The 23,441-nt window shown below is 37.3% G+C and carries 22 protein-coding genes and 1 riboswitch; of the genes, 5 read left to right on the top strand and 17 right to left on the bottom strand.

The window, feature by feature from the left end; translation table 11 throughout:
• Positions 1–61 precede the first annotated feature (61 nt).
• From GFJ36_RS01385 to pcrB, 5 genes are all read right to left on the bottom strand, one after another.
• Positions 62–832: a TSUP family transporter gene (locus GFJ36_RS01385; protein WP_097889267.1), complete on the bottom strand. Its 771-nt coding sequence runs from the start codon at positions 830–832 to the stop codon at positions 62–64.
• A 95-nt stretch (positions 833–927) separates the two neighbouring features.
• Positions 928–2,118 carry a CamS family sex pheromone protein gene (locus GFJ36_RS01380; RefSeq protein WP_097889266.1) on the bottom strand — a complete coding sequence of 397 codons (1,191 nt, stop codon included), beginning with the start codon at positions 2,116–2,118 and terminating at the stop codon, positions 928–930.
• Positions 2,119–2,134: 16 nt separating this feature from the next.
• Positions 2,135–4,144: an NAD-dependent DNA ligase LigA gene (ligA, locus tag GFJ36_RS01375; RefSeq protein WP_048560180.1), complete on the bottom strand. Its 2,010-nt coding sequence runs from the start codon at positions 4,142–4,144 to the stop codon at positions 2,135–2,137.
• 15 nt (positions 4,145–4,159) lie between these two features.
• A complete protein-coding gene (gene pcrA / locus GFJ36_RS01370) occupies positions 4,160–6,409 on the bottom strand; it encodes a DNA helicase PcrA (RefSeq protein ID WP_002108861.1) in 2,250 nt (749 codons plus the stop codon).
• 12 nt (positions 6,410–6,421) lie between these two features.
• The gene (gene pcrB / locus GFJ36_RS01365; protein WP_000272092.1) at positions 6,422–7,111 is read right to left on the bottom strand and encodes a heptaprenylglyceryl phosphate synthase; all 690 of its coding nucleotides are present in this window, start codon (positions 7,109–7,111) and stop codon (positions 6,422–6,424) included.
• 338 nt (positions 7,112–7,449) lie between these two features.
• On the opposite strand from pcrB, the gene GFJ36_RS01360 reads away from it, so the two are divergent.
• The 4 genes from GFJ36_RS01360 to GFJ36_RS01345 all read left to right on the top strand — a co-directional run bounded on the left by GFJ36_RS01360 (position 7,450) and on the right by GFJ36_RS01345 (position 9,663).
• Positions 7,450–7,827, top strand: a complete 378-nt coding sequence (locus GFJ36_RS01360) for a YgaP family membrane protein (protein ID WP_097889265.1) — start codon at positions 7,450–7,452, stop codon at positions 7,825–7,827.
• Positions 7,828–8,046: 219 nt separating this feature from the next.
• The gene (locus tag GFJ36_RS01355) at positions 8,047–8,892 is read left to right on the top strand and encodes an SPFH domain-containing protein (RefSeq protein WP_097889264.1); all 846 of its coding nucleotides are present in this window, start codon (positions 8,047–8,049) and stop codon (positions 8,890–8,892) included.
• A gap of 16 nt (positions 8,893–8,908) precedes the next feature.
• Positions 8,909–9,073, top strand: a complete 165-nt coding sequence (locus GFJ36_RS01350) for a type II toxin-antitoxin system antitoxin (protein ID WP_001085171.1) — start codon at positions 8,909–8,911, stop codon at positions 9,071–9,073.
• A 107-nt stretch (positions 9,074–9,180) separates the two neighbouring features.
• Positions 9,181–9,663 (top strand): DUF4362 domain-containing protein, encoded by a 483-nt coding sequence (locus GFJ36_RS01345; RefSeq protein WP_097889263.1) that lies wholly within the window; start codon positions 9,181–9,183, stop codon positions 9,661–9,663.
• Positions 9,664–9,733: 70 nt separating this feature from the next.
• Here the strand turns inward: GFJ36_RS01345 and purD are convergent, their stop codons facing one another.
• From purD to purE, 12 genes are all read right to left on the bottom strand, one after another.
• Positions 9,734–11,005 (bottom strand): phosphoribosylamine--glycine ligase, encoded by a 1,272-nt coding sequence (purD, locus tag GFJ36_RS01340; protein WP_088609271.1) that lies wholly within the window; start codon positions 11,003–11,005, stop codon positions 9,734–9,736.
• A gap of 145 nt (positions 11,006–11,150) precedes the next feature.
• Complete coding sequence (gene purH, locus GFJ36_RS01335) at positions 11,151–12,686, bottom strand: bifunctional phosphoribosylaminoimidazolecarboxamide formyltransferase/IMP cyclohydrolase (protein ID WP_000745429.1); 1,536 nt, start codon at positions 12,684–12,686, stop codon at positions 11,151–11,153.
• Between the two features lie 24 nt (positions 12,687–12,710).
• Positions 12,711–13,298: a phosphoribosylglycinamide formyltransferase gene (gene purN, locus GFJ36_RS01330; RefSeq protein ID WP_000088583.1), complete on the bottom strand. Its 588-nt coding sequence runs from the start codon at positions 13,296–13,298 to the stop codon at positions 12,711–12,713.
• Positions 13,295–14,335, bottom strand: a complete 1,041-nt coding sequence (purM, locus tag GFJ36_RS01325) for a phosphoribosylformylglycinamidine cyclo-ligase (protein ID WP_088061523.1) — start codon at positions 14,333–14,335, stop codon at positions 13,295–13,297. The genes purN and purM overlap by 4 nt, the downstream gene beginning before the upstream one ends.
• A gap of 101 nt (positions 14,336–14,436) precedes the next feature.
• Positions 14,437–15,852 (bottom strand): amidophosphoribosyltransferase, encoded by a 1,416-nt coding sequence (purF, locus tag GFJ36_RS01320; RefSeq protein ID WP_000879030.1) that lies wholly within the window; start codon positions 15,850–15,852, stop codon positions 14,437–14,439.
• Positions 15,837–18,056 (bottom strand): phosphoribosylformylglycinamidine synthase II, encoded by a 2,220-nt coding sequence (gene purL / locus GFJ36_RS01315; protein ID WP_046958904.1) that lies wholly within the window; start codon positions 18,054–18,056, stop codon positions 15,837–15,839. Before purL ends, purF begins: the two co-directional genes overlap by 16 nt.
• Positions 18,040–18,723 carry a phosphoribosylformylglycinamidine synthase subunit PurQ gene (purQ, locus tag GFJ36_RS01310; RefSeq protein ID WP_000666772.1) on the bottom strand — a complete coding sequence of 228 codons (684 nt, stop codon included), beginning with the start codon at positions 18,721–18,723 and terminating at the stop codon, positions 18,040–18,042. The genes purL and purQ overlap by 17 nt, the downstream gene beginning before the upstream one ends.
• Entirely contained in the window at positions 18,720–18,974 is a 255-nt protein-coding gene (gene purS, locus GFJ36_RS01305) for a phosphoribosylformylglycinamidine synthase subunit PurS (protein ID WP_000278821.1), read from the bottom strand. Before purS ends, purQ begins: the two co-directional genes overlap by 4 nt.
• Positions 18,967–19,686, bottom strand: a complete 720-nt coding sequence (purC, locus tag GFJ36_RS01300; protein WP_087982204.1) for a phosphoribosylaminoimidazolesuccinocarboxamide synthase — start codon at positions 19,684–19,686, stop codon at positions 18,967–18,969. Before purC ends, purS begins: the two co-directional genes overlap by 8 nt.
• Before the next feature lie 88 nt (positions 19,687–19,774).
• Positions 19,775–21,082, bottom strand: coding sequence for an adenylosuccinate lyase (gene purB / locus GFJ36_RS01295; protein ID WP_000625686.1), 1,308 nt, complete (start codon positions 21,080–21,082; stop codon positions 19,775–19,777).
• Entirely contained in the window at positions 21,079–22,230 is a 1,152-nt protein-coding gene (gene purK / locus GFJ36_RS01290) for a 5-(carboxyamino)imidazole ribonucleotide synthase (protein ID WP_157349431.1), read from the bottom strand. The genes purB and purK overlap by 4 nt, the downstream gene beginning before the upstream one ends.
• Positions 22,227–22,712 carry a 5-(carboxyamino)imidazole ribonucleotide mutase gene (purE, locus tag GFJ36_RS01285; protein ID WP_000839367.1) on the bottom strand — a complete coding sequence of 162 codons (486 nt, stop codon included), beginning with the start codon at positions 22,710–22,712 and terminating at the stop codon, positions 22,227–22,229. Before purE ends, purK begins: the two co-directional genes overlap by 4 nt.
• Positions 22,713–22,822: 110 nt before the next feature.
• Positions 22,823–22,924: riboswitch (purine riboswitch) on the bottom strand.
• Between the two features lie 250 nt (positions 22,925–23,174).
• Here purE and GFJ36_RS29315 point away from each other — a divergent pair.
• Entirely contained in the window at positions 23,175–23,441 is a 267-nt protein-coding gene (locus GFJ36_RS29315) for a hypothetical protein (RefSeq protein WP_087982199.1), read from the top strand.

Genomic DNA, 23,441 nt, shown 5'->3' with positions numbered 1-23,441 from the left:
TTTAAAAATTAATTAATTTTTAAAATATAATAAAAAAATAGAGTTATACATACGTATAACTCTACAAAATATGAGTATATTCCAAAATGTTTTTTCCAATCAATAAAATAGTTACTAACAAAAATAAAGTTCTTACATATCCAACACCTTTTTGGACTGCAAACTTCGATCCAAAATAAGCGCCAAAAATCATCGACAATCCCATAATAATACCGTATTCAAAATGAATTACGTCTAAAAATAAAAAAGTAATTAAAGATACGATATTACTAACAAAGTTCAAAAGTTTTCCAGATGCTGCCGCTTGAATAAAATCCAAACCAACTAATAAAAATGCAAAAATTAAAAAGGATCCTGTCCCTGGTCCAAAAAATCCATCGTAAAACCCTAGCATTAAAATAACAAAGAAAAATATTAATGTTTTTCTTTTCGTCATCTTCTTATAGGTAGATACACTTCCCCAATCCTTTTTTGCAATAATATAAATGGCAATAAACACCAACATCACAAGCACTAACGGACGTAAAATATCCGGCGGAATAAACTTTACTACTAAAGCGCCTGCGACCGCTCCTATAACAGTTAACGGGATTAACTTTCCTACAATTTTAAAATCGACCTTTCCTGATCGAATAAAATAAACTGCACTCGTAAACGTCCCCATCGTTGCAGCTAATTTATTCGTTGCAATTGCCGAAGCTGGTGGCAAACCAACAAACATAAGTGCCGGAAGCGAGATTAATCCTCCACCGCCAACAACTGAATCAATAAAAGCTGCTAAAAAGCCGAATGCAATTAATAAAATAATGACTTGAAAACTTAATTCGTCCATGTGCTTTACCCCTTGCCCCATTATTTATAACATTTTAAATTATAACAAAATTACCCAAGAAAAAAAGCCGTTCCACAAAGGAACGGCCCTTCTATTTAATCTAAAATTTTCACAAATGGTTCATCTTGCTTCGCTTCACGTATAATAATCGCTTCTGGACGTTCTACAGATTTAATCGTTACTTGTACTTTCATATAATTCGGGAAGTATTCCATAACAAGCCCGGCTACATATTGTGTAAAACCAATTATTTCTGCTTTCCCATTAAACTGGACAGGAATATCAAGCTTTATTTCTCTTAATTCATCATCTCTATACATACCAGTACCGATAACAGCTGTATAGTCTCCTTGGAAATAATCTCCTAGTTTCGCTTTAAAGTTTGATACTCTCGCCAGATCTTCACGTTTATTATCTGTTTTCGCTTGTTCAGATGGGAACAAATAATATTTCTCATTAATTTGTTTCCAATCCTCAACCGTTTCACTGCCTTTTTCGACATTTGCATAAGAAACAAAGTTACCTGGCACGAGTGAAGCCTTTGGAGCCTGACGATAAATTGCAAATGTTATCGGAAGATTTTTTGTTTCAGGCTTTTTTTGATGCATAAATTTCAAGACTTCTTGCGCCATTTTTTTCCCTTCAGCTAACATTTTTTCTTGCTCAATTTTAGCCTCACGCGGATAACCATGCTCTTCCTCATAATAATGAACCGAGTTCATCGCTAAGCCAACTACAATGCCTTGGCGCTCACCTTTCTCATCTTTCTCGTCTTTTTTCACATAATAATCATGCTCTAAAATATTTGAAATATATATTGGATTTTTTTTATTTTTTTCCTCTAATGATTCAGACCCTCCACCTAACGCCGGATTCAAACCAATGTTTGGAAATTTAACTGCATCCTTTTTTAATTTGTCCTCTAGTTCCTTTTGCTCAACATCTGTACGCTTTCTTTTAACAAGCATTTGTATAGCTTGAGCATCTAGAACATCTCCACCTTTAAAGAAATGATCTTTCGTACTAAAGGATTCTTTCGCAATACGCATTAATCCCGTTTCAAATTCATCTATATCAAGACGATTATTTACTCCTTGCACAACTAAACCACGTGCTGCTCCTGCGTCAAATGGAATAGTCGTCTTATAATATTCATCCGAGATAGCGTACTTTGGAACGATTGCTTGTTCTTTTGCTTTCCCCGATTTCTCATCTTTATCGGCACCTGCACTACACCCACTTACGAGTAGGCCAAGGCTTAATACCGCTAATGCTATTTTTTTCATGGTAAGTTTGCACCTCTTACTTATTTAGCTCTTGTAAGAACCTCTCTTCATTCCAAACCTCAACATTATGCTTCTCTGCTTGTGCTAATTTCGAACCTGCCGCTTCACCTGCAACAACTAAATCCGTACTTTTACTAACACTTCCTGTGACTTTTCCACCTAATGCCTCAATCTTCTTCTTCGCTTCACTACGTCCCATAACTTCTAATTTACCTGTTAAAACGACAGTTTTTCCTGTGAAGTACGACTCAACATTTTGTAAATCAGCAATTTTTATACCTTTGTATGCCATATTCACGCCATACTCTTTAAATTGTTGTAATAACTCTAATACGTCTTCATTATCAAAATACGTCACGACGGATTGAGCCATTTTTTCACCAATCTCATTAATTGCTTTTAGTTCTTCTTCCGTTGCTTTCACAAGTGCATCCATCGTTTCGAAATGCTCTGCAAATGTACGTGCTGCTTTTGCTCCGACATGGCGAATACCAAGGCCAAATAATAATCGCTCTAATGAGTTGTCTTTAGAATTCTCAATTGCTTGCACTAAATTCGTTGCTGATTTTTCACCGAATCGTTCTAGCTGCAATAATTGCTCTTTCGTCAACGAATATAAATCAGCAAATGTACGAATATAATCCGCATCAAAGAGTTGTGTAATGACACGTTCTCCAAGTCCATCAATATTCATTGCATTTCTTGAAACGAAATGAATTAATCCTTCTCGAATTTGAGCTGGACAAGTTGGATTTATACAACGAAGTGCTACTTCTTCTTCTAAACGAACTAGTTCACTCTCACATGCTGGGCAATGCGTTGGCATATGATATTCTTCTTCCTCACCAGTACGCTTATCGAAAATAACGTTCACAACTTCAGGAATAATATCTCCAGCCTTCTTCACTACAACATAGTCACCAATTCGAATGTCCTTTTCACGAATTAAATCTTCGTTATGTAAAGAAGCACGACGAACGATAGTACCAGCCACTCGCACTGGCTCTAGCTCTGCAGTCGGTGTTACAACCCCTGTGCGACCAACACTTAATTCAATGCCTGTTAATCTTGTTACAACTTCTTCAGCCGGGAATTTATAAGCAATCGCCCATCTTGGACTCTTTGCTGTAGTTCCTAAACTTTCTTGAAGAGCAACATCATCTACTTTTATAACGATTCCATCAATCTCATAATCAAGATGCGGACGTTTTTCTTGCCATTCTTCTACATAAGCTATAACTTCTTCAATTGTCTCACATGTACGTCGATTTGGATTTGTTTTGAATCCAAGTTCACCTAAGAAATCAAGCGATTCACTATGTGATGGAATTGTTTTTTCTTCTACATTCGCAAGACCGTACACAAACATAGATAAGTTACGCTTCGCTGCAATTTTTGGATCAAGTTGGCGTATTGAACCTGCTGCCGCATTACGCGGATTCGCAAATACATCTTCACCATTTTGTTCTTTTTCTTCATTTAACTTAACGAATGAACGCTTCGGCATATAAGCTTCGCCTCGTGCTTCTAATGTTACTTCTTCATTTAGACGGAGCGGGATCGCTTTAATCGTTTTTAAATTTTGGGTAATATCTTCACCTGTTACACCATCACCACGTGTTGCCCCTTGAATGAAGCGTCCTTTTTCATAATGAAGTGAAACAGCAAGTCCGTCAATTTTTAATTCGCATATATATCTTACATTCGCATCATCAATTCCTTGGCGTACTCGTCGATCAAAATCACGTAAATCTCCTTCGTTAAATGCATTTCCTAAACTTAACATCGGTGACTTATGTGTTACTTTTTCAAATATATCAAGAACAGTTCCCCCAACGCGAATGGAGGGAGAGTCTTCACTCATAAACTCTGGATTCTCTGCTTCTAATTTTATAAGCTCCTGCATATTACGGTCATACTCCGCATCAGAAACAGAAGGATTGTCTAATACGTGATACTGATAGTTAAATGTATTTAACAAATCACGCAGTTCTTCTATACGTTGTTTTGCTATCTCTTTTGACATATCCTCATTCCTTTCCTATTGTTTCGTCACAGGTGCAAATTTTGCTAACAAACGTTTAACACCAATTGGGCTTGGGAACGCAATATCTAATTCTTTTGCATCACCTTCACCTTTTACACTGACAACTGTACCGACTCCCCATTTTTGGTGGGAAGCTTTATCGCCTACTGCCCAGCCAATTTGCTCGCCGCCTGTTGTCTTAGCTGCAGGACGCGCGAAAGCTGAACGAGAGCGTGTTGTGGTTGTAGTTGTCATTCTACTTGTACTTGTCGTTCTGCCTTTTGCACCAAACGAAGTTTCACGCTTTGGCGCTGTTTCATTTAACGATTCTACTAGCTCTGCCGGGATTTCTGTAATAAATCGAGAAGCAGCGTTCATACTTGTTCTACCAAATAAAGTACGCATTTGTGCATTGGATAAATATAACTCTTCTTCTGCACGCGTAATACCTACATAAGCAAGGCGACGTTCTTCTTGCATTTCATCTTCTTCCATTAGAGAACGAGTATGCGGGAATATTCCTTCCTCTAGCCCAACAATAAAGACAACTGGGAACTCTAGCCCTTTCGCTGAATGCATCGTCATTAAAATAACTTCCTCACCAGCAGTTGGATCTTCATCGACACGATCAATATCAGCAACAAGCGCTAAGTCTGTTAAGAATGCAACGAGGCTCTTATCTTCGCTTTGAGATTCAAATGTTTGCGTAACAGATAAAAACTCATCTAAGTTCTCTAGACGACCTTCCGCTTCTAAAGTACGCTCGTTTTTCAACATATCGCGATAGCCTGTTTTTTCAATAACTTCCTCTACCAACTCTGTAACAGATAAATACTCTTGCATATTTACCCAGTTGTGTAATAAACCTGCGAATTCTTTTACTGCCTTTGTAATTTTTGCACTTACTCCAACATGCTCAATCTCATCGAATACAGCCGTTAATGAAATTCCATTTTGTACACCGTAATTAATAATTTTATCGATAGAAGTCGCACCAATCCCGCGCTTTGGCATGTTTATAATACGCGCGAAACTAATCTCATCATCTGGATTCCCAATTAAACGTAAATACGCCAAAATGTCTTTAATCTCTTTACGATCGTAGAACTTCGTACCGCCGACAATTTTGTAAGGAATATTAGATTTCAGGAAAATCTCCTCGACCATACGAGACTGCGCATTTGTACGATATAACACTGCAAAATCAGTATATTTTCGTTTTCCCATTTGAATATCGTCACGAATTTTTTTCGCAACAAAGTATGCTTCGTCTTTTTCCGTCGCAGCACGGTAATATGAGATTTTGCTTCCAACTTGATTGTCTGTCCATAATTTTTTCGGTTTACGGTTTGAATTTTTTTCAATAACAGCATTCGCTGCATTTAAAATATTTTGTGACGAACGATAGTTTTGTTCTAACAGAATAACTTGCGCATTCTCATAGTCTTTTTCGAATGACAAAATGTTAGAAATGTCAGCCCCGCGCCAGCGGTAAATAGACTGATCTGAGTCACCTACAACACATAAATTTTTAAAACGTGCTGCTAAATGTTTTACAAGAAGGTACTGCGCTTTGTTCGTATCTTGATACTCATCCACGTGAATATATTGGAACTTACGCTGATAAAACTCTAGTACTTCTGGAACACGTTCAAATAGCTGAATCGTTGTCATAATTAAATCATCAAAGTCTAATGAGTTATTTTTCAGAAGACGTTTTTGATATTCTGTATATACATCGCTCGTTAATTTTTCATATGGATCAGCGATTGTAATTTTTTTCGCATATTTATCTGCAGATAACAATTCATTTTTCGCATTACTAATACCAGCTAAAATAGAGCGCGGCTCAAATTTCTTCGGATCAATATTGCGCTCTTTCATAATTTTTTTGACTACAGTTAACTGATCGCCTGAATCTAAGATTGTAAAGTTACGATTAATACCAATACGATCGATATCACGTCGTAAAATACGTACACACATAGAGTGGAACGTAGAAATCCAAATATCTTCTGCTTCTGGTCCGACAAGTGTATCAATACGCTCGCGCATTTCACGCGCCGCTTTATTTGTAAAGGTAATAGCTAGTACATTCCATGGCGCTACACCTTTTTCACCAAGTAAATACGCAATACGATGTGTTAACACACGTGTTTTACCACTACCTGCACCTGCCATTAATAGAAGTGGTCCGTTCGTTGTTTGTACTGCTTTTTGTTGCTGCGGATTTAAACCATTTAATAACTTATCTGTCTTACTCATATACGCCTGCACCTACTCTCCTTTTACTGCTTTAACTGTTTTTAGCGCGGATTTTATATCATCATAAATAATATTCCCAACCACTACTGTATCAGCGTATTGTGCCATTTCCTTCGCTTGTTCAGCATTAGAAATACCGCCGCCATAATATAACTTCGCTTGTTTTAATTCTGCTTTTACATTTTTAACAAGTTCAACGTCTCCATACGTACCGCTATATTCTAAATAAAATATCGGTAAACGTAATAGCTTGTCTGCTAAACGCGCGTATGCAATTACATCATCTTCTGTTACATCACATTTCGCATCTGTAAGCTGAGCTACTTTCGCTTCCGGATTTAAAACACAATACCCTTCCATGAAAATTTCGTCCCAGTCCATAATATCCCCAAATTCTTTCAAAGCCTCGTGATGAACACCTGTTACCCATTCTACCTTTCGGCTATTTAAAACGCTTGGGATATAATAAAAATCAAATCCTGGTGTAATTGCTTCCACATCAGAAACCTCTAACACACAAGGAACTGCATATCTACGAATGCTAACTAGCATGTGTAATACATTATCAATTGTAACTCCATCACTTCCGCCTACAATAACAGCATCTGTTCCAGACTCACAAATCATTTCTAAATGTTCGTCACTTAACTCCTTATTTGGATCAAGCTTAAATACATGTTTCCACCCGGAAATATCGTACATGAAAACACCCTTTCTTTTCTCTAGTTATATATATTTCTGTTCAAAATAACAGTTTATTTTCATCAGGATTTTTTTAACTTCATCTTAAATATTTGTTTAAAACGGAGAATTAAGTTTGGAATTCCCTCTTCCATAGTTTTTCAAACGAGAGGATTTAACTTTGAACTTCCTTTTGTGCATTCTTTCATTATAACAAAAAAAGCTACTTACACACACGCACATTCCAACATCTTTTTCAACGTCAAATGTTGGATTACATATCCCCAAAATCACACGGGATACTAATAAGAGAAATAGTATTATCTATTTCAACTTTCATAAAAAGGAGTGTTTTTCTAATGAAGCAAAACATCGGTACAATAAATGCCCTAATTCGAATTACACTCGGACTTATCCTCTTCGGCTGTAGTAGTGCTAAACTTGTATGCAAGCCGTGGTGCACTTGGTCTAACGTCTTGCTATGGATTGGTGCAATGAAAATCGCAGAGGGAATTGTTCGTTTCTGCCCCGTTGTTGAAATGTGGAAATTCGGAAAATACATGAATATGGGGGCATTTAAAATGCCTAGCATGAATTTTACCGAAAAGGGACATGCTAAAGAAGAAGTGAATCAAACTTCCAATCACGACAAACCACAGTCAAATGGAAGTTTTGACGCTTCTGACAAAGAGATTGAGTCAGCGATTGAAGATATAATCCTGGCAAAACCGCTTTGAATCATTTGTCACGATGCAAGATGCTCTCAAAGGGACTTAGCTGCTGCAGTGGGCGGTTAAGTCTTCTTTATTTTACCATAAAACAGAACGTACATTCTCGTTTCAGACCTCAAAATATACATAAGAAATACCTAATCAATAATTTCAGAAAATTAAGTGTAAAGCCCTTGCATAAAATGATATAAAAGTGATATCATTTTTATATCAGGAGGCGATCATATGAAAGAAAAACAAGTTTTTTATGTAAATGGTTTTCTCGGTGTTATTGGGATTTTAATTTTAGCCGCTATTGGTGTATTTTTCCTTGTACAAGAAATTTTCATAGGAGCGGCATTAACTATTATTTTAGCCGCCGTTCTTGCTACAGGTATTGGTATTGTTCAACCAAACCAAGCAAAAGTTATTACGTTTTTCGGTAATTATTTAGGAACAATTCGTCAAAACGGTTTATTTTTAACAATTCCATTCGCATTCCGTCAAACTGTATCGTTACGTGTTGAAAACTTTAATAGTAAGAAGTTAAAAGTAAACGATATTGAGGGAAATCCAATTGAAATTGCAGCCGTTATCGTATATAAAGTAGTTGATTCTGCAAAAGCAATGTTCGGTGTTGAACATTACGATCGATTTGTAGAAATTCAAAGTGAAACAGCAATCCGCCACGTCGCAACAAAATATCCTTATGATAATTTCCAAGATGAAACTTGCATCACGTTACGCGGAAATACTGAAGAAATCTCTGAAGAATTAAAACGTGAGTTAGAAGCGCGCCTTCAAATCGCTGGCGTAGAAGTATTAGAAACTCGTTTAACACATTTAGCTTACGCAACAGAAATTGCCCATGCAATGCTACAACGTCAACAAGCAAAAGCAGTATTAGCTGCTAGAAAAGAGATTGTTGAAGGTGCTGTGAAGATGGCGAAAGATTCAATCCATATGTTAGATGAGGAAGGCGTACTTGAATTAGATGACGAGCGTAAAGCAAATATGGTGAACAACTTATTAGTTGCCATCGTTTCAGATAAAGGTGCGCAACCAGTTATTAATACAGGAAGCCTATACTAAAGGGTTGTAAATCATTATGGCTAAAAAGAAAAGCTTTCCATTACGTATTGATCCTGAATTACACGCAGTCATCGAAAAATGGGCGAATGATGAGTTTCGTAGCGTCAATGCACACATCGAGTATTTACTTCGAGAAATGGCAAAGCAAAAAGGAAAATTGAAAAAAGATAAAGATGCATAAAAAATCCCGCTGAGAAATCAGTGGGATTTTTTAATACAATGATGATGTTTTCTTTGTAATTATATTGTAAAATACAAATATAACATTATTAATAGAGGTGGTTCGCTTTGCCTATAAAACATTACTATAAAAAAACGAGTTTATTATTTATTGCACTACTCTCATTCAATCTTGTCGCTTGCTCAAATAAACGCCCAACAATTGATACATCCAATAAAGAATATAGTTTTGAAACCGCCGAAAAATATGGTGATGTCATTCAAAAGAATGACACAGTTTACAATATCGAAAAATTAGATATCTTCATTAAAAAATATAATTCAAATAAGAGTCACTCCATTCGCATCACTCGATTTAACGAAAAAGATGAGCCTCTCATCATAGATTTAACAGTAAAAAAAGGAAGAGAGACAACATCTTTGTATTATGATGTTGATTACTCAAAAACAAGCGACCGAAATACAGAAAACAAAAAAATTAAATATTCCAATAGTAGTTGCCGAAAAATTTCAAAGAAAGTTTCATCAACAGCAATAACTTATCAATTACAATGCCCTGACATTATTGATCTTATAAAAGTTCCTAAATAAAATAATAAGAAAAGCGGAGAATGAACTACCTCATTCTCCGCTTTTCTTACCGCTAAAACATTTAATATTACTAGCTTCTCGTCATCTCATGACCAATTGCACGATATCCTATATCACTTCGGTAAAATAGACCATCACTCTCAATTTTACCGATTTCTTTATACACCTTATCTTTCGCCGCTTGTAAACTGTCCGCCTTACAAGCAACAAATAGTACACGGCCACCATTTGTTACAAAGTCACCATGCTTCATCGCTGTACCTGAATGGAAAACAATTACATCGTTCAGTGCATCTAATCCTTTAATAATGTCACCTTTTTTATATGCTTCCGGATACCCTTTCGAAGCAAGTACAACACCAATTACCGCTTCCTCTGACCACTGTAACGTTAATTCACTTTCATTTAATACAGCGTTACATACATCAACTAAATCATTTTCTAAGCGAGGTAATACTACTTCCGTTTCAGGGTCACCAAAGCGTGCATTAAATTCAATTACCTTTGGGCCATCATTTGTTAAAATAAGTCCCGCATATAAAATCCCTGTAAACGATCGATTTTCTGCAATCATCGCTTTAGCAGTTGGATGTAATACTGTTTTTATCGCCTCTTGAACTGCTGATTCCGAAATTTGTGGTACTGGAGAATACGCACCCATTCCGCCTGTATTTGGACCTTTATCACCATCAAAAGCTCGTTTATGATCTTGCGCAATTACCATCGGATGCACAGTTGTTCCATTTACAAATGCCATTAATGAAAATTCTTGTCCATCTAAAAACTCTTCAATAACGACCTTCTTGCTCGCTTCGCCGAACTTCACATCTTGTAGCATCTCTTTCACAGCTTGTAATGCTTCTTCAAGCGTCATTGCTACCGTTACACCTTTACCAGCAGCTAGGCCGTCAGCTTTAATAACGATTGGCGCACCAACTTTTTGAATATACTGTACTGCTTCTTCATAGTTTGTAAAAGTTTCATATGCCGCAGTTGGAATATCATATTTTTTCATCAATTCTTTCGTAAAAGCCTTACTACCTTCAATAACAGCAGCCGCCTTATTTGGGCCAAACACACGAAGTCCCTCTTCGTTAAATCGATCAACAATTCCATTCATAAGCGGAATTTCTGGTCCAACGAAAGTTAATTCAACCTTATTCTCTTTAGCAAATAAAACTAATGCATCAAAATCATTTTCATCAATATCAACTGGTGTTGCAACATCGCGCATACCTTCATTACCAGGTGCTACATATACCTTTTCCACCTTTTCAGATTGCGCAAACTTCCAAGCTAAAGCATGCTCACGCCCACCGCGGCCAATTACTAAAACATTCATATTTCATCCCCCAATACTTAAATAAGTACAAACTAGAAGCTCTGCTCCTAGTTTGTTTTCATATCAATAAAAGTTTAAAAAGGAGGATCAAGAGCAACGACGACATGCGACAGTTATCTTGACCGGACTTTTTAAATATCCTCTATTAGTGTTTGAAATGACGTACGCCAGTGAACACCATCGTAATCCCATACTTATCCGCCACTTTGATAGAATCTTCGTCACGGATTGATCCGCCTGGTTGAATGATTGCTGTAATCCCTGCTTTTGCTGCTTCTTCTACTGTATCTGGCATTGGGAAGAAAGCATCAGATGCAAGTGCGCTACCTTGTGCTTTTTCGCCAGCTTGTGTAATTGCGATTTTTGCAGAACCTACACGGTTCATCTGTCCCGCGCCTACACCAACTGTCATGTTATCATTCGCTAAAACAATTGCGTTTGATTTCACATGTTTTACAACTTTCCAAGCTAGTTTTAAATCTTTCCACTCTTGCTCTGATGGTTCACGTTTTGTCGGAATTGAAATTGTACTTTCATCTAATGATAACGTATCTTCCTCTTGAACGAGAAGACCACCTTGTACAGAAGTTAGTTTTTTGCTTGCACTTGTCGCTTTTTCAATATTTACAGTTAGTAGACGTAAGTTTTTCTTACTTTGCAATACTTCTAAAGCTTCTTTTGAGAAAGAAGGTGCAATAATGATTTCTAAGAAAATTTCGTGTAACTTTTCTGCTGTAGCTTTATCAATTTCACGATTTGCTGCAATAATTCCACCAAAGATTGATACTGGATCTGCTTCATAAGCGCGTGTGTATGCTTCATGAATATCAGTACCCACTCCAACACCACATGGATTCATATGTTTTACTGCTACTACTGCTGGCTCTGTAAATTCTTTTACAATACTAAGTGCTGCATCTGCATCATTAATATTGTTGTAAGATAATTCTTTACCGTGTAATTGTTCTGCGTATGCAACAGAAGAAGTTACAGCGAATGGTGCTTTATAGAAGGTTGCTTTTTGATGTGGATTTTCTCCATAGCGTAAATCTTGTTTTTTCTCAAATGTCACTGTTAATGTTTCTGGGCTTTCTTCACCCATTTGCTCTGTTAAGTAGTTAGAGATTAACGCATCATATGCCGCTGTATGACGGAATACTTTCGCTGCTAATTTACGTTTTGTTTCTTCTTTTACTTCACCGTTCTCTTTCAGTTCTGCTAATACAACATCGTAATCTACTGGATCTACAATTACCGATACAAATTTATGATTTTTCGCAGCAGAGCGAATCATTGTTGGACCACCGATATCAATATTTTCAATTGCATCAGCAAATGTTACATCAGGCTTAGCGATTGTTTCTTTAAATGGGTATAAGTTAACAACAACAAAATCAATTGGCTGCATACCTAACTCATTCATTTGCGCTACATGCGTTTCATTATCACGAACCGCTAATAGACCACCATGAATATTTGGGTGTAATGTTTTTACACGTCCATCCATAATTTCCGGGAAACCAGTTACTTCAGAAATACCGATTACTTGTAAGCCGTTTTCTTCTAGTAATTTTTTCGTACCACCTGTTGAAATAACTTCAATCCCTTGTTCTAGTAAACCTTTAACAAATTCTACTACTCCTGTTTTATCTGAAACACTTACTAATGCACGCTTTTTCATTTATCCTTCACCCCTGGTTGTATGTTAGTTAACAGTTGTTTCTTTCGCAGACTGAACAATTTGATTCACTGTATTTACGTATAATTTATGTTCAACTTGTTGAATTTTCTTTTGTAAGCTTTCTCTCGTATCCCCTTCAGAAACAACTACTGCTTCTTGCGCAATAATTGGACCTGTATCCATACCTGCATCTACATAATGAATTGTTACTCCAGTTACTTTCACACCTGCTTCTAACGCTTGACCGACAGCATCTTTACCAGGAAAACTCGGTAATAGTGACGGATGAATATTAATAATCTTCCCACCGTACGCTCCTAATAAAGTCGGCCCAATTAAACGCATATATCCAGCTAAAATAACATAATCAATCTCATACTCTTCTAGCTTCTTTAATATCTCTTTTTCAAATGCTTCTTTTGACTCATATGCTTTCGCTGAAAAGGCGAAACACGGAATATGATGATAATGTGCCCGTCCAACAGCACGTGCTTCTGGTTTATCACATACTAATAAACTAATTTCTGCATCCAATCTTTTTTCTTCTACCGCATTAACGAGAGATTGAAAGTTAGAGCCACTTCCAGAAGCAAAAACTGCTAATCTACTCATAGTGCCGTGCCCCCATTGAAGGTAACGCCAGTTCCTTGTACAGTACGTCCAATAATACGAGCTGTTTCTCCTTGCTCTTCAAGAAGACGAACGATATCTTTTGCCTCTTCTTCCTTCACCGCTACTACCATACCAATACCCATGTTAAAAATATTGAACATTTCTTTCTCTTCTAGTTTTCCCACTTCTTGAAGTAAACTGAAGATCGGTTGAATTTTCCAAGATCCTAATTCAATTTCTGCACCGATTCCTTCTGGTAACATACGTGGAATATTTTCAATGAATCCGCCACCTGTAATATGCGCCATACCGTATACTTCATATTTCTTCAATAGTTCTAAAATAGGTTTGACATAAATTTTCGTTGGTTTTAATAATTCTTCACCAAGAGGTAGTTCTAAGCGTCCGTAAATGCGATCTAAAGATAGTTCTCCATCTTCTAGTAATACTTTTCGTACTAAAGAATAACCATTACTATGAATACCGCTAGATGCTAAGCCAATTAATACTTGACCACCTTCAATTTTTTCACCTGTTACAATTTTCTTTTTATCAACAATTCCAACTGTAAAACCAGCTAAATCGTATTCTTCCATAGAATACATTCCTGGCATTTCAGCTGTTTCTCCACCAATTAATGCACAACCAGCTTGGCGACAGCCCTCTGATATACCTTTGACGATGTTTTCAATTTTACTAGGTTCAGCTTTACCACAAGCAATATAATCAAGGAAGAAAAGCGGCTCTGCTCCTTGGACAACAATATCATTTACACACATTGCTACTGCATCAATACCAATTGTGTCATGTTTATCAGCCATAAAAGCGAGCATCAATTTTGTTCCCACGCCATCTGTTCCAGATACTAATACAGGTTCTTCTAATGCAAATTTTGATAAATCAAACATACCTCCAAAACCGCCTAGACCGCCTAGTACTTCTTTTCTCATTGTTGTTTGTACGTGTTTTTTCATGCGAGATACCGCTTCATATCCAGCTTCAATATCTACTCCTGCTTGCTTATATGCATTCGCCATCGTTATCTACACCTCGTCTTTTAATTTCTCCCTATTCAGGGCGGGCCATTTTAAGAAAGAAGCTAGCTTCTACATCAAAAGAAGTAGAAGCTTTTTTCTTCTTATTTCATACTTTCTAAAAGCTCTTGCTCATAATCATAAAGAGCTGTTGGATAATCTCCATTGAAGTACGCCATACATAGACCGCCGTATTTCCCTTCATATGGACGTCCAATTGCATCTACTAATCCATCTTCACTTAAAAACGTTAAAGAATCTGCTCCGATGATTTGACGGATTTCTTCTATTGAATTATTTGCTGCGATTAATTCTTTTCTTGTTTGAATATCAATGCCATAGAAACATGGATACTTAAGAGGTGGTGAAGCAATTCTTACATGGACTTCTGTCGCTCCAGCCTCGCGAAGCATACGAACAATTCGTTTACTCGTCGTTCCTCTTACGATAGAATCGTCAATCATCACAACTCGTTTTCCTTCAACTACGCCTCTTACTGCTGAAAGCTTCATCTTAACCCCTTGCTCACGCAGTTCTTGAGAAGGTTGAATAAACGTACGTCCAACGTAACGATTTTTAATTAATCCTAACTCATATGGAATTCCTGTCGCCTCCGCATAACCAATTGCCGCTGAAATACTAGAGTCTGGTACACCAGTAACAACATCAGCTTCAATAGGAGCTTCTGCCGCCAAACGTTTTCCCATGTTTTTACGTGCTGCATGGACATTAATACCTGCAATATTAGAATCCGGACGTGCAAAGTAAATGTACTCCATACTACAAATTGCATGATCTACTTCATTTGTAAAACGATCTACATGAATTCCTTCATCATTGATGATAAGTAATTCACCTGGTTCTACATCACGAATGTATGTTGCACCTACTACATCGAAAGCACATGTTTCTGATGCTACAACGTAAGCATCTCCCATCTTTCCAATTGAAAGAGGACGGAATCCATTCGGGTCTAGCGCAACGATCATTTCATTTCCAGTTAGTAAAAGATATGCAAACGCACCTTTCACTTTATTTAGAGCCTCTTTTACACTTTCAATTAAAGAATCTTTCGTACTACGTTTAATGAGATGTAAAAGTACCTCTGTATCTGAACTTGTTTGGAAAATACTTCCCTCTGCCTCTAATTCACGACGAAGCATCTTTGCGTTAATTAAATTTCCGTTATGAGCTAATGCCATACTATGATCAGAAAAACGGAATAATAATGGTTGAACGTTAGCAACTTCACTTCCGCCAGCTGTCGCATATCGTACGTGTCCAATTGCTGATTTTCCGTTTAAGCCTTCTAGCTCACCTCTTGAAAATACTTCCGATATTAAACCTAACCCCTTGTGACCGACGATTTTCTCACCATTATTTACGACGATGCCTGCGCCTTCTTGTCCACGGTGCTGTAAACTATGCAATCCGTAGTACGAAACTTGTGCTGCATTTTCATGCCCCCAAATTCCGAAAACGCCACATTCTTCATTTAACCCCTTTATTTCAGCAAGCATGGGATTGCCCCTTTCCAAGCCTTTCTCATTTCATCTACATTTGCTGTAAGTAATACTTCATTTTCTTCATTATGAATTGTTACTTCATTTGTATTTGTCACTTCTCCAACTTGAATTGCTTCTACCGCCGTCTCAAACGCTTCTTTATTTTCACGTTTTACAGTTATAACGAAGCGAGATTGTGATTCAGCAAATAATGCCGCTGTTGCTTCTCCGTCTAATTTCACAGTAGCACCTAAACCATTTGCACCAATTGCACTCTCAGTAATTGCAACTGCTAAACCACCTTCTGCAACATCATGAGCAGATTGAACAAGGCCAGCTTGAATTGCTGCTAATACTTGTTTTTGACGTTTTAATTCTACGTCTAGATCGATGCTTGGTGATTGACCGAAAATTTTGCCGTGAATCATTTTCTGTAATTCACTTCCACCAAACTCAGCTTTCGTCTCTCCGATGATATAAACTAAATCGCCAGCTTGCTTAAACTCTTGTGTTGTTACATGTTTTAAATCGTGTACAAGTCCAACCATCCCAACTGTCGGTGTTGGGTATACAGCTTCACCACTACGTTCGTTATACATTGATACGTTTCCGCCGATAACTGGCGTTTGTAATGTGCGACAAGCTTCACTCATACCATCTACTGATTTCTCAATTTGCCAGAAGATTTCTGGTTTTTCTGGATTACCGAAGTTTAAGCAATCTGTAATTGCAAGTGGCTCTCCCCCAGAACATACGATATTACGTGCTGCCTCTGCTACTGCAATTTTACCGCCCACTTCTGGATCTAAATAAATGTAGCGAGAGTTACAATCTGTCGTCATTGCTAATCCTTTTTCTGTACCGCGTACACGTACAACTGCTGCATCTGAACCTGGTGTAACAACTGTGCTTGTGCGAACTTGATAATCATATTGATCATAAACCCACTCTTTACTTGCGATCGTCGGTTGTTGTAATAGAGCGAATAACGTTTCTTTATAATTTTCTACTTTTGGTGTTTCCATTTTCATTGCCTGGAATTCAGCAAAGTATGCTGCTTCTTTTGATGGCTTATGATAAATTGGTGCTTCTTCTGCAAGAGCATCTGCTGGTACTTCAGCTACCTTTTCACCTTTATGGAATAAGCGAAGCATTTTGTCTTCCGTTACTTTCCCCATCGTAACGGCTGCAAGACCATACTTCTCAAATAAATCTACTATTTCTTGCTCTCTACCCTTTTTCACAACGATTAGCATACGTTCTTGTGATTCAGATAGCATCATTTCATATGGTGTCATTCCTGTTTCACGTTGTGGTACATCATCTAAGTACATTTCAATACCCATACCTGCTTTACTTGCCATTTCTGCAGAAGATGATGTTAAACCAGCTGCACCCATATCTTGAATTCCAACAAGTGCATCCGACTGAATAAGTTCTAAGCAAGCTTCAATAAGAAGTTTTTCCATAAATGGATCTCCTACTTGAACTGCTGGACGCTTCGCTTCTGAGCTTTCAGATAACTCTTCAGATGCGAATGTTGCACCGTGAATACCGTCACGACCAGTTGATGCTCCTACGTACATTACTGTGTTTCCAGCACCGTGCGCTTGCCCCTTTTTAATATCTTCATGATTAATTAAGCCTACGCACATTGCATTTACAAGTGGATTTCCTTCATAACATGGATCAAATTGTACTTCGCCGCCAACAGTCGGAATGCCGATACAGTTACCGTATCCTGCAATCCCTGCTACTACTTCTTCGAATAAATATTTCACACGTGGTGACTGTAATTCACCGAAGCGAAGTGAGTTTAATAGAGCTACCGGGCGTGCTCCCATAGAGAATACGTCACGGATAATACCACCAACGCCTGTTGCTGCTCCTTGATATGGTTCAATAGCAGAAGGATGGTTATGACTTTCCATTTTAAATACAACCGCTTGATTATCACCGATATCTACAATTCCAGCACCTTCCCCAGGTCCTTGCAGAACGCGCTCACCTGTTGTTGGGAATTTTCGAAGTACTGGTTTTGAATTTTTATAACTGCAATGTTCAGACCACATAACAGAGAATAATCCTGTTTCTGTATAATTTGGCAGACGGCCTAAAATCTTTTCAACCATGGCAAACTCTTCGTCTGTTAGCCCCATTTCCGCATATATGCGCTCTTCTTTAATTTGTGTTGGATTTGGTTCAAGCATTAACGACATATGTTTCCCTCCACTGTTTTAAGATAGATTGAAAGACTTTTAACCCTTCAGCACCGCCAAGTAATTCATCTACAGCACGCTCTGGGTGTGGCATCATACCAAGTACATTTCCTTTTTCATTTACAATACCAGCAATATCTGAAACGCTTCCATTCGGATTTTCTACGTAACGGAATGCGATTTGATTATTCTCTTCTAATTGTTTAAGAGTCTCTTCATCACAATAGTAATTCCCCTCACCATGCGCGATTGGAATATTGATTACTTCATCTTTTTCATATTGTGATGTAAACATCGTTTCATTATTTTCAACACGCAGCTGAACTGTTCGGCACATAAATTTTAAGTTTTCGTTTCTCATTAACGCTCCTGGTAGTAATCCTGATTCAACAAGAATCTGGAATCCATTACATACACCTAAAATCGGCTTTCCTTGCTCAGCAGCTTTTTGCACTGCTTTCATTGCATTCGCGAAGCGAGAAATAGCACCACAACGTAAATAGTCACCGTAAGAGAATCCACCAGGTAGTAAAATTGCATCATATTCATCTAAATTCTCTCTATCGTGCCAAACGTAATCTACTTCTTCACCAAGCTCATCTTTAATTGCATGGAACATATCGACATCACAGTTCGAACCTGGGAATACTATGACTGCAAATTTCACTGTGCGACAACCTCCTCAACTTCATAACGGAAGTCTTCCATTACAACGTTTGTTAATAGTTTTTCACACATTTCTTTTACTTTTGCGTCAAGGTCAGATACTGATTTATCAATTGTTAATTCCATATATTTTCCGATTCGAACGTCTTGTACTTCTGTGAACGAAAGACTATGAAGTGCCCCTTTTACTGCTGTTCCTTGTGGATCTAATACGCTTTCTCTTAACGTTACATATACCTTAACTTTATACATGTGAAATTCCCCCTAAACGTTTTAAAATCTCTTCATAAGCTTCTGTTAAATTTCCAAGGTCACGACGGAATACGTCTTTATCAAATTTTTCATTGCTCGTTTCATCCCATAAACGGCAAGTATCTGGTGAAATTTCATCTGCTAAAATGATTTTTCCTTCATCTGTTACACCAAACTCTAATTTGAAATCTACTAGTCTTACACGACAGCTTGCGAAATGATCAATCAACACTTGATTGATTTGTAGAGCCATATCTCGTAATACGCTTACTTGCTCTGGTGATGCAACGTTTAATACACGAATATGATCTTCCGTTACAAGCGGATCTCCTAAATCATCATCTTTGAAGTAAAATTCTACGATTGGTTCTGCAAGTACAGTTCCCTCTTCCATTCCTAATCGTTTTGAAAGACTTCCTGCAATTACATTTCTTGTGACAACTTCTAGAGGAATAATACTCACTTTTTTAACAAGTTGCTCTGTTTCAGATAACTTCTCTACAAAATGTGTTTTTATTCCTACTTCTTGTAACTTTCTGAACAATAAAGTTGTAATCTCATTGTTCAAACGACCTTTTCCTGTAATCGTCTCTTTTTTCTCCCCATTGAAAGCAGTCGCACTATCTTTGTACTCTACCCAAACCATATCTGCTGATTCTGTACGATAAATTCTTTTTGCCTTACCTTCATACAGCAATTCTAGCTTTTGCATTTCGCAAGCCCCCTGTAGTTTGAAAAATGTGAATAATGTTTTTATAAAGAATGGCACAGAATGACTCTATTCTGTGCCATATGAAATTTTACGCTTCGTTTAACCCAAGGCGTTCAAAGATTGTATCAACGTGTTGCATATGATGCTCATAGTTGAAGCATTCATTAATTTCTTCTTGTGATAACTTGCTCGTAATACGCTCATCAGCTTCTACAAGCTCTTTAAATTGTACTTGTGTTTCCCAAGCTTCCATCGCTTTAGGCTGTACGATATCATAAGCTTCTTCACGTACCATACCCTTGTCGATTAATGTAAGCATTACACGCTGAGAATAAATTAAGCCGTATGTTCTTGTCATATTGCGTTTCATATTCTCTGGGTATACAGTTAAGTTTTTAACGATATTACCAAAGCGATTTAGCATGTAATTTAATGCGATTGTAGCATCTGGTAAAATTACGCGTTCTGCCGAAGAGTGAGAAATATCACGCTCATGCCATAATGGAACATTCTCATACGCTGTCATCATATAACCGCGGATAACACGAGCTAAACCAGTCATATTTTCTGATCCGATTGGATTACGTTTATGTGGCATTGCAGAAGAACCTTTTTGGCCTTTTGCAAAAGCCTCTTCAACTTCACGTGTTTCACTCTTTTGTAAACCACGAATCTCAACTGCCATCTTTTCAATAGATGTTGCGATTAGTGCAAGTGTTGACATGTAATGAGCATGGCGATCACGTTGCAATGTTTGTGTTGAAATTGGTGCTGCTTCTAATCCTAAGTTTTCACAAACATACTTTTCTACGAATGGATCGATATTTGCGTATGTACCAACCGCACCAGATAATTTACCAACGCGAACTGTATCAGCAGCTTGTTTGAAACGCTCTACGTTACGTTTCATTTCTTCATACCAAAGACCAAGTTTTAAACCAAATGTTGTTGGTTCTGCATGAACACCGTGTGTTCTTCCCATCATGATCGTGTATTTATGCTCTTTCGCTTTGTTAGCTAAAATGCTTACAAAGTTTTCTAAGTCTTTTAATATGATTTCATTCGCTTGTTTTAAGATGTAAGATAACGCTGTATCTACTACGTCTGTAGATGTTAAACCGTAATGAACCCATTTACGTTCCTCACCTAATGTTGGTGTTTCGGATACAGCACGAGTGAATGCAACTACATCATGACGTGTCTCTTTTTCAATTTCATAAATACGATCAATATCAAATGATGCATGCTCACGAATTTTTTTAACATCTTCTTTTGGAATATCGCCAAGCTCAGCCCATGCTTCACAAGCTAAAATCTCAACTTCTAACCACGCTTTAAATTTGTTCTCTTCCGTCCAAATTGCACCCATTTCTGGGCGTGTATAACGACTAATCATCTTTTTCCCTCCAACAGTTGTTCTTGATGGTCCCAAATATGCAAACTCTTCGCTTTTTCTAGAGCGACTTCAATATTATCATTTAAAATATTAACATGCCCCATTTTTCGCTGCGCTTTTGCTTCTTCTTTTCCATACAAGTGTAAATAGCACCCGGTTAATCTATTCACTTGTCTTAGGACCCCTTCTATATGTTCGCCTAAAATGTTTACCATGACAACTGGTTTTAACAAATTTGTTTCTCCAAGAGGTAAATTACAGATTGCTCGAATATGTTGACCGAATTGACTCGTTTCACATGCATCCTGTGTATAGTGTCCTGAATTGTGAGGTCTTGGTGCTAATTCATTAATATAAATCTCACCATCAGCTGTAGCAAACATCTCTACCGCTAGTGTTCCCACAAGTTCTAGTTCATCCGCGAGCACTTTTGCATAAGCAATTGCTTTTTGAGAAAGTTTTTCTGTAATGCGAGCTGGAACGATAGATTCATGCAAAATGTTATTTACATGAATATTTTCCGCTACCGGAAATACTTTCGTTTCACCACTTACACTACGAATCACAATAACTGATACTTCTTTTTCAAAAGGCACCCATTTCTCTAAAATACACTCTGCTGCATTCGCAAGCTCTCGCGCTTTATCAACGTCAGCCTCACTTCTTAAAACAACTTGACCTTTCCCATCATATCCGCCTGTCGTCGTTTTCAAGACGGAAGGATATGATAACTCAGTAATTGCTTCAGTAAGCTGATCTTGATTTTGAACTAATCTATACGTTGCTACTGGTAGCTCAGCTTTCTCAATCGCATTCTTTTCTGTAAAACGATTTTGTGTTTTACTTAACAACTGACTGCCTTGCGGTAAGTAAGCATGTTTTTCAAGCCATTGTAAACATCTATAATCAATATTCTCAAATTCATATGTGACAACATCACTAATCTCCGCTAAATGCTGAATTGCTTTTAAATCGTCATATGGTGCAACAATTTCAACATCAGCAACTTGTGCACATGGTGAATTTTTTGTAGGATCTAAAACAGCAATTTTATATCCCATCTCCTTAGCTGCCAATGCCATCATTCTTCCTAGCTGGCCGCCTCCAATAATGCCGATTGTTTTTCCAGGTAAAATGATTCTCGTCATACTAGCTCACTACCTTCGCGCACATCTTTTTCAATCGCTTCTCTTCTCAATTCTAATGCATCATGTATATCATCATGGAATGATCCAAGTATTTGTGCAGCAAGTAAACCAGCATTTGTTGAACCAGCCTTACCAATTGCAACAGTTGCAACTGGAACCCCTCCTGGCATTTGGACGATGGATAATAATGAATCTAAGCCATTTAACGCTTTTGATTGAACTGGAACTCCAATTACAGGAAGATTCGTTTTCGCTGCAACCATTCCTGGTAAATGCGCTGCGCCACCAGCTCCAGCAATAATAACTTTCAACCCACGTTCACGAGCCGTCTCTGCATATTCAAACATATAATCCGGAGTCCGATGAGCAGATACAACTTTTTTCTCATACGGTATATTTAATTCATCTAAAATGTCACAAGCATATTTCATTGTTTCCCAGTCTGACGTGCTTCCCATTATGACTCCAACTAGTGATTTCATATTAGAATCCCCCCGATTCAAATAAAAAAAGCCTGAAATAGAACAGTTTCTCTTTTACTATGAGAGAAAGCGCTCTACTCAGGCATACGTATCCCTTGTGAATAGAAAAATACCGAGTGACTTTCCCTCATAGTCTAACGAATAACGGTCGTTAGGTAGAGACTTGCAGGCCATATCCCCGCGATTATATGAGGTCTTATATATTATTCTTTCTATGGCTATATTAACAATATTTCATAAACAATGTCAACAAATAATCGAATGTTTTTTTATTACTCACCAATAACGTTCGTGTTTTAGTTATATTCAAAAGAATAATTGTAACTATATGCAAGAAGGATAAGAAATTAGAATTTATATTTCTAGAGATCTATTGTACACATAACGGTTTGTATACTTATTCCGTATGCTTTAATATAAAGCATATCATTTATATTCATTTTATTTATAAGGAAGACAATAATGAAAAAACGAACTACACTTTTTTCGTATTTATTCCTTTTTATCGCAGTCTTTGCTGTAATGATTGAATACTTATTTATATCATCCCACATTTTTAAATATATACTTGTGGTAGAAATAACGTTTCCTATCATAAAGATTATTTTAGGAACACTCGGAAAACCTAGAGAACAAAAAATCATTGCTAGTACTTTAAACAGCCTCTATTCCATTCTTTTCTCTTCTTTAAGATTATTTAATTTATGGATTATGACATTTGGTAAATAA

The sequence above is a fragment of the Bacillus sp. EE-W1 genome (genome assembly GCF_009760835.1).
Lineage (GTDB): Bacteria > Bacillota > Bacilli > Bacillales > Bacillaceae_G > Bacillus_A > Bacillus_A wiedmannii.
Note: the sequence above shows the minus strand (reverse complement) of the source record. Positions and strands in the feature narration are given on the sequence as shown.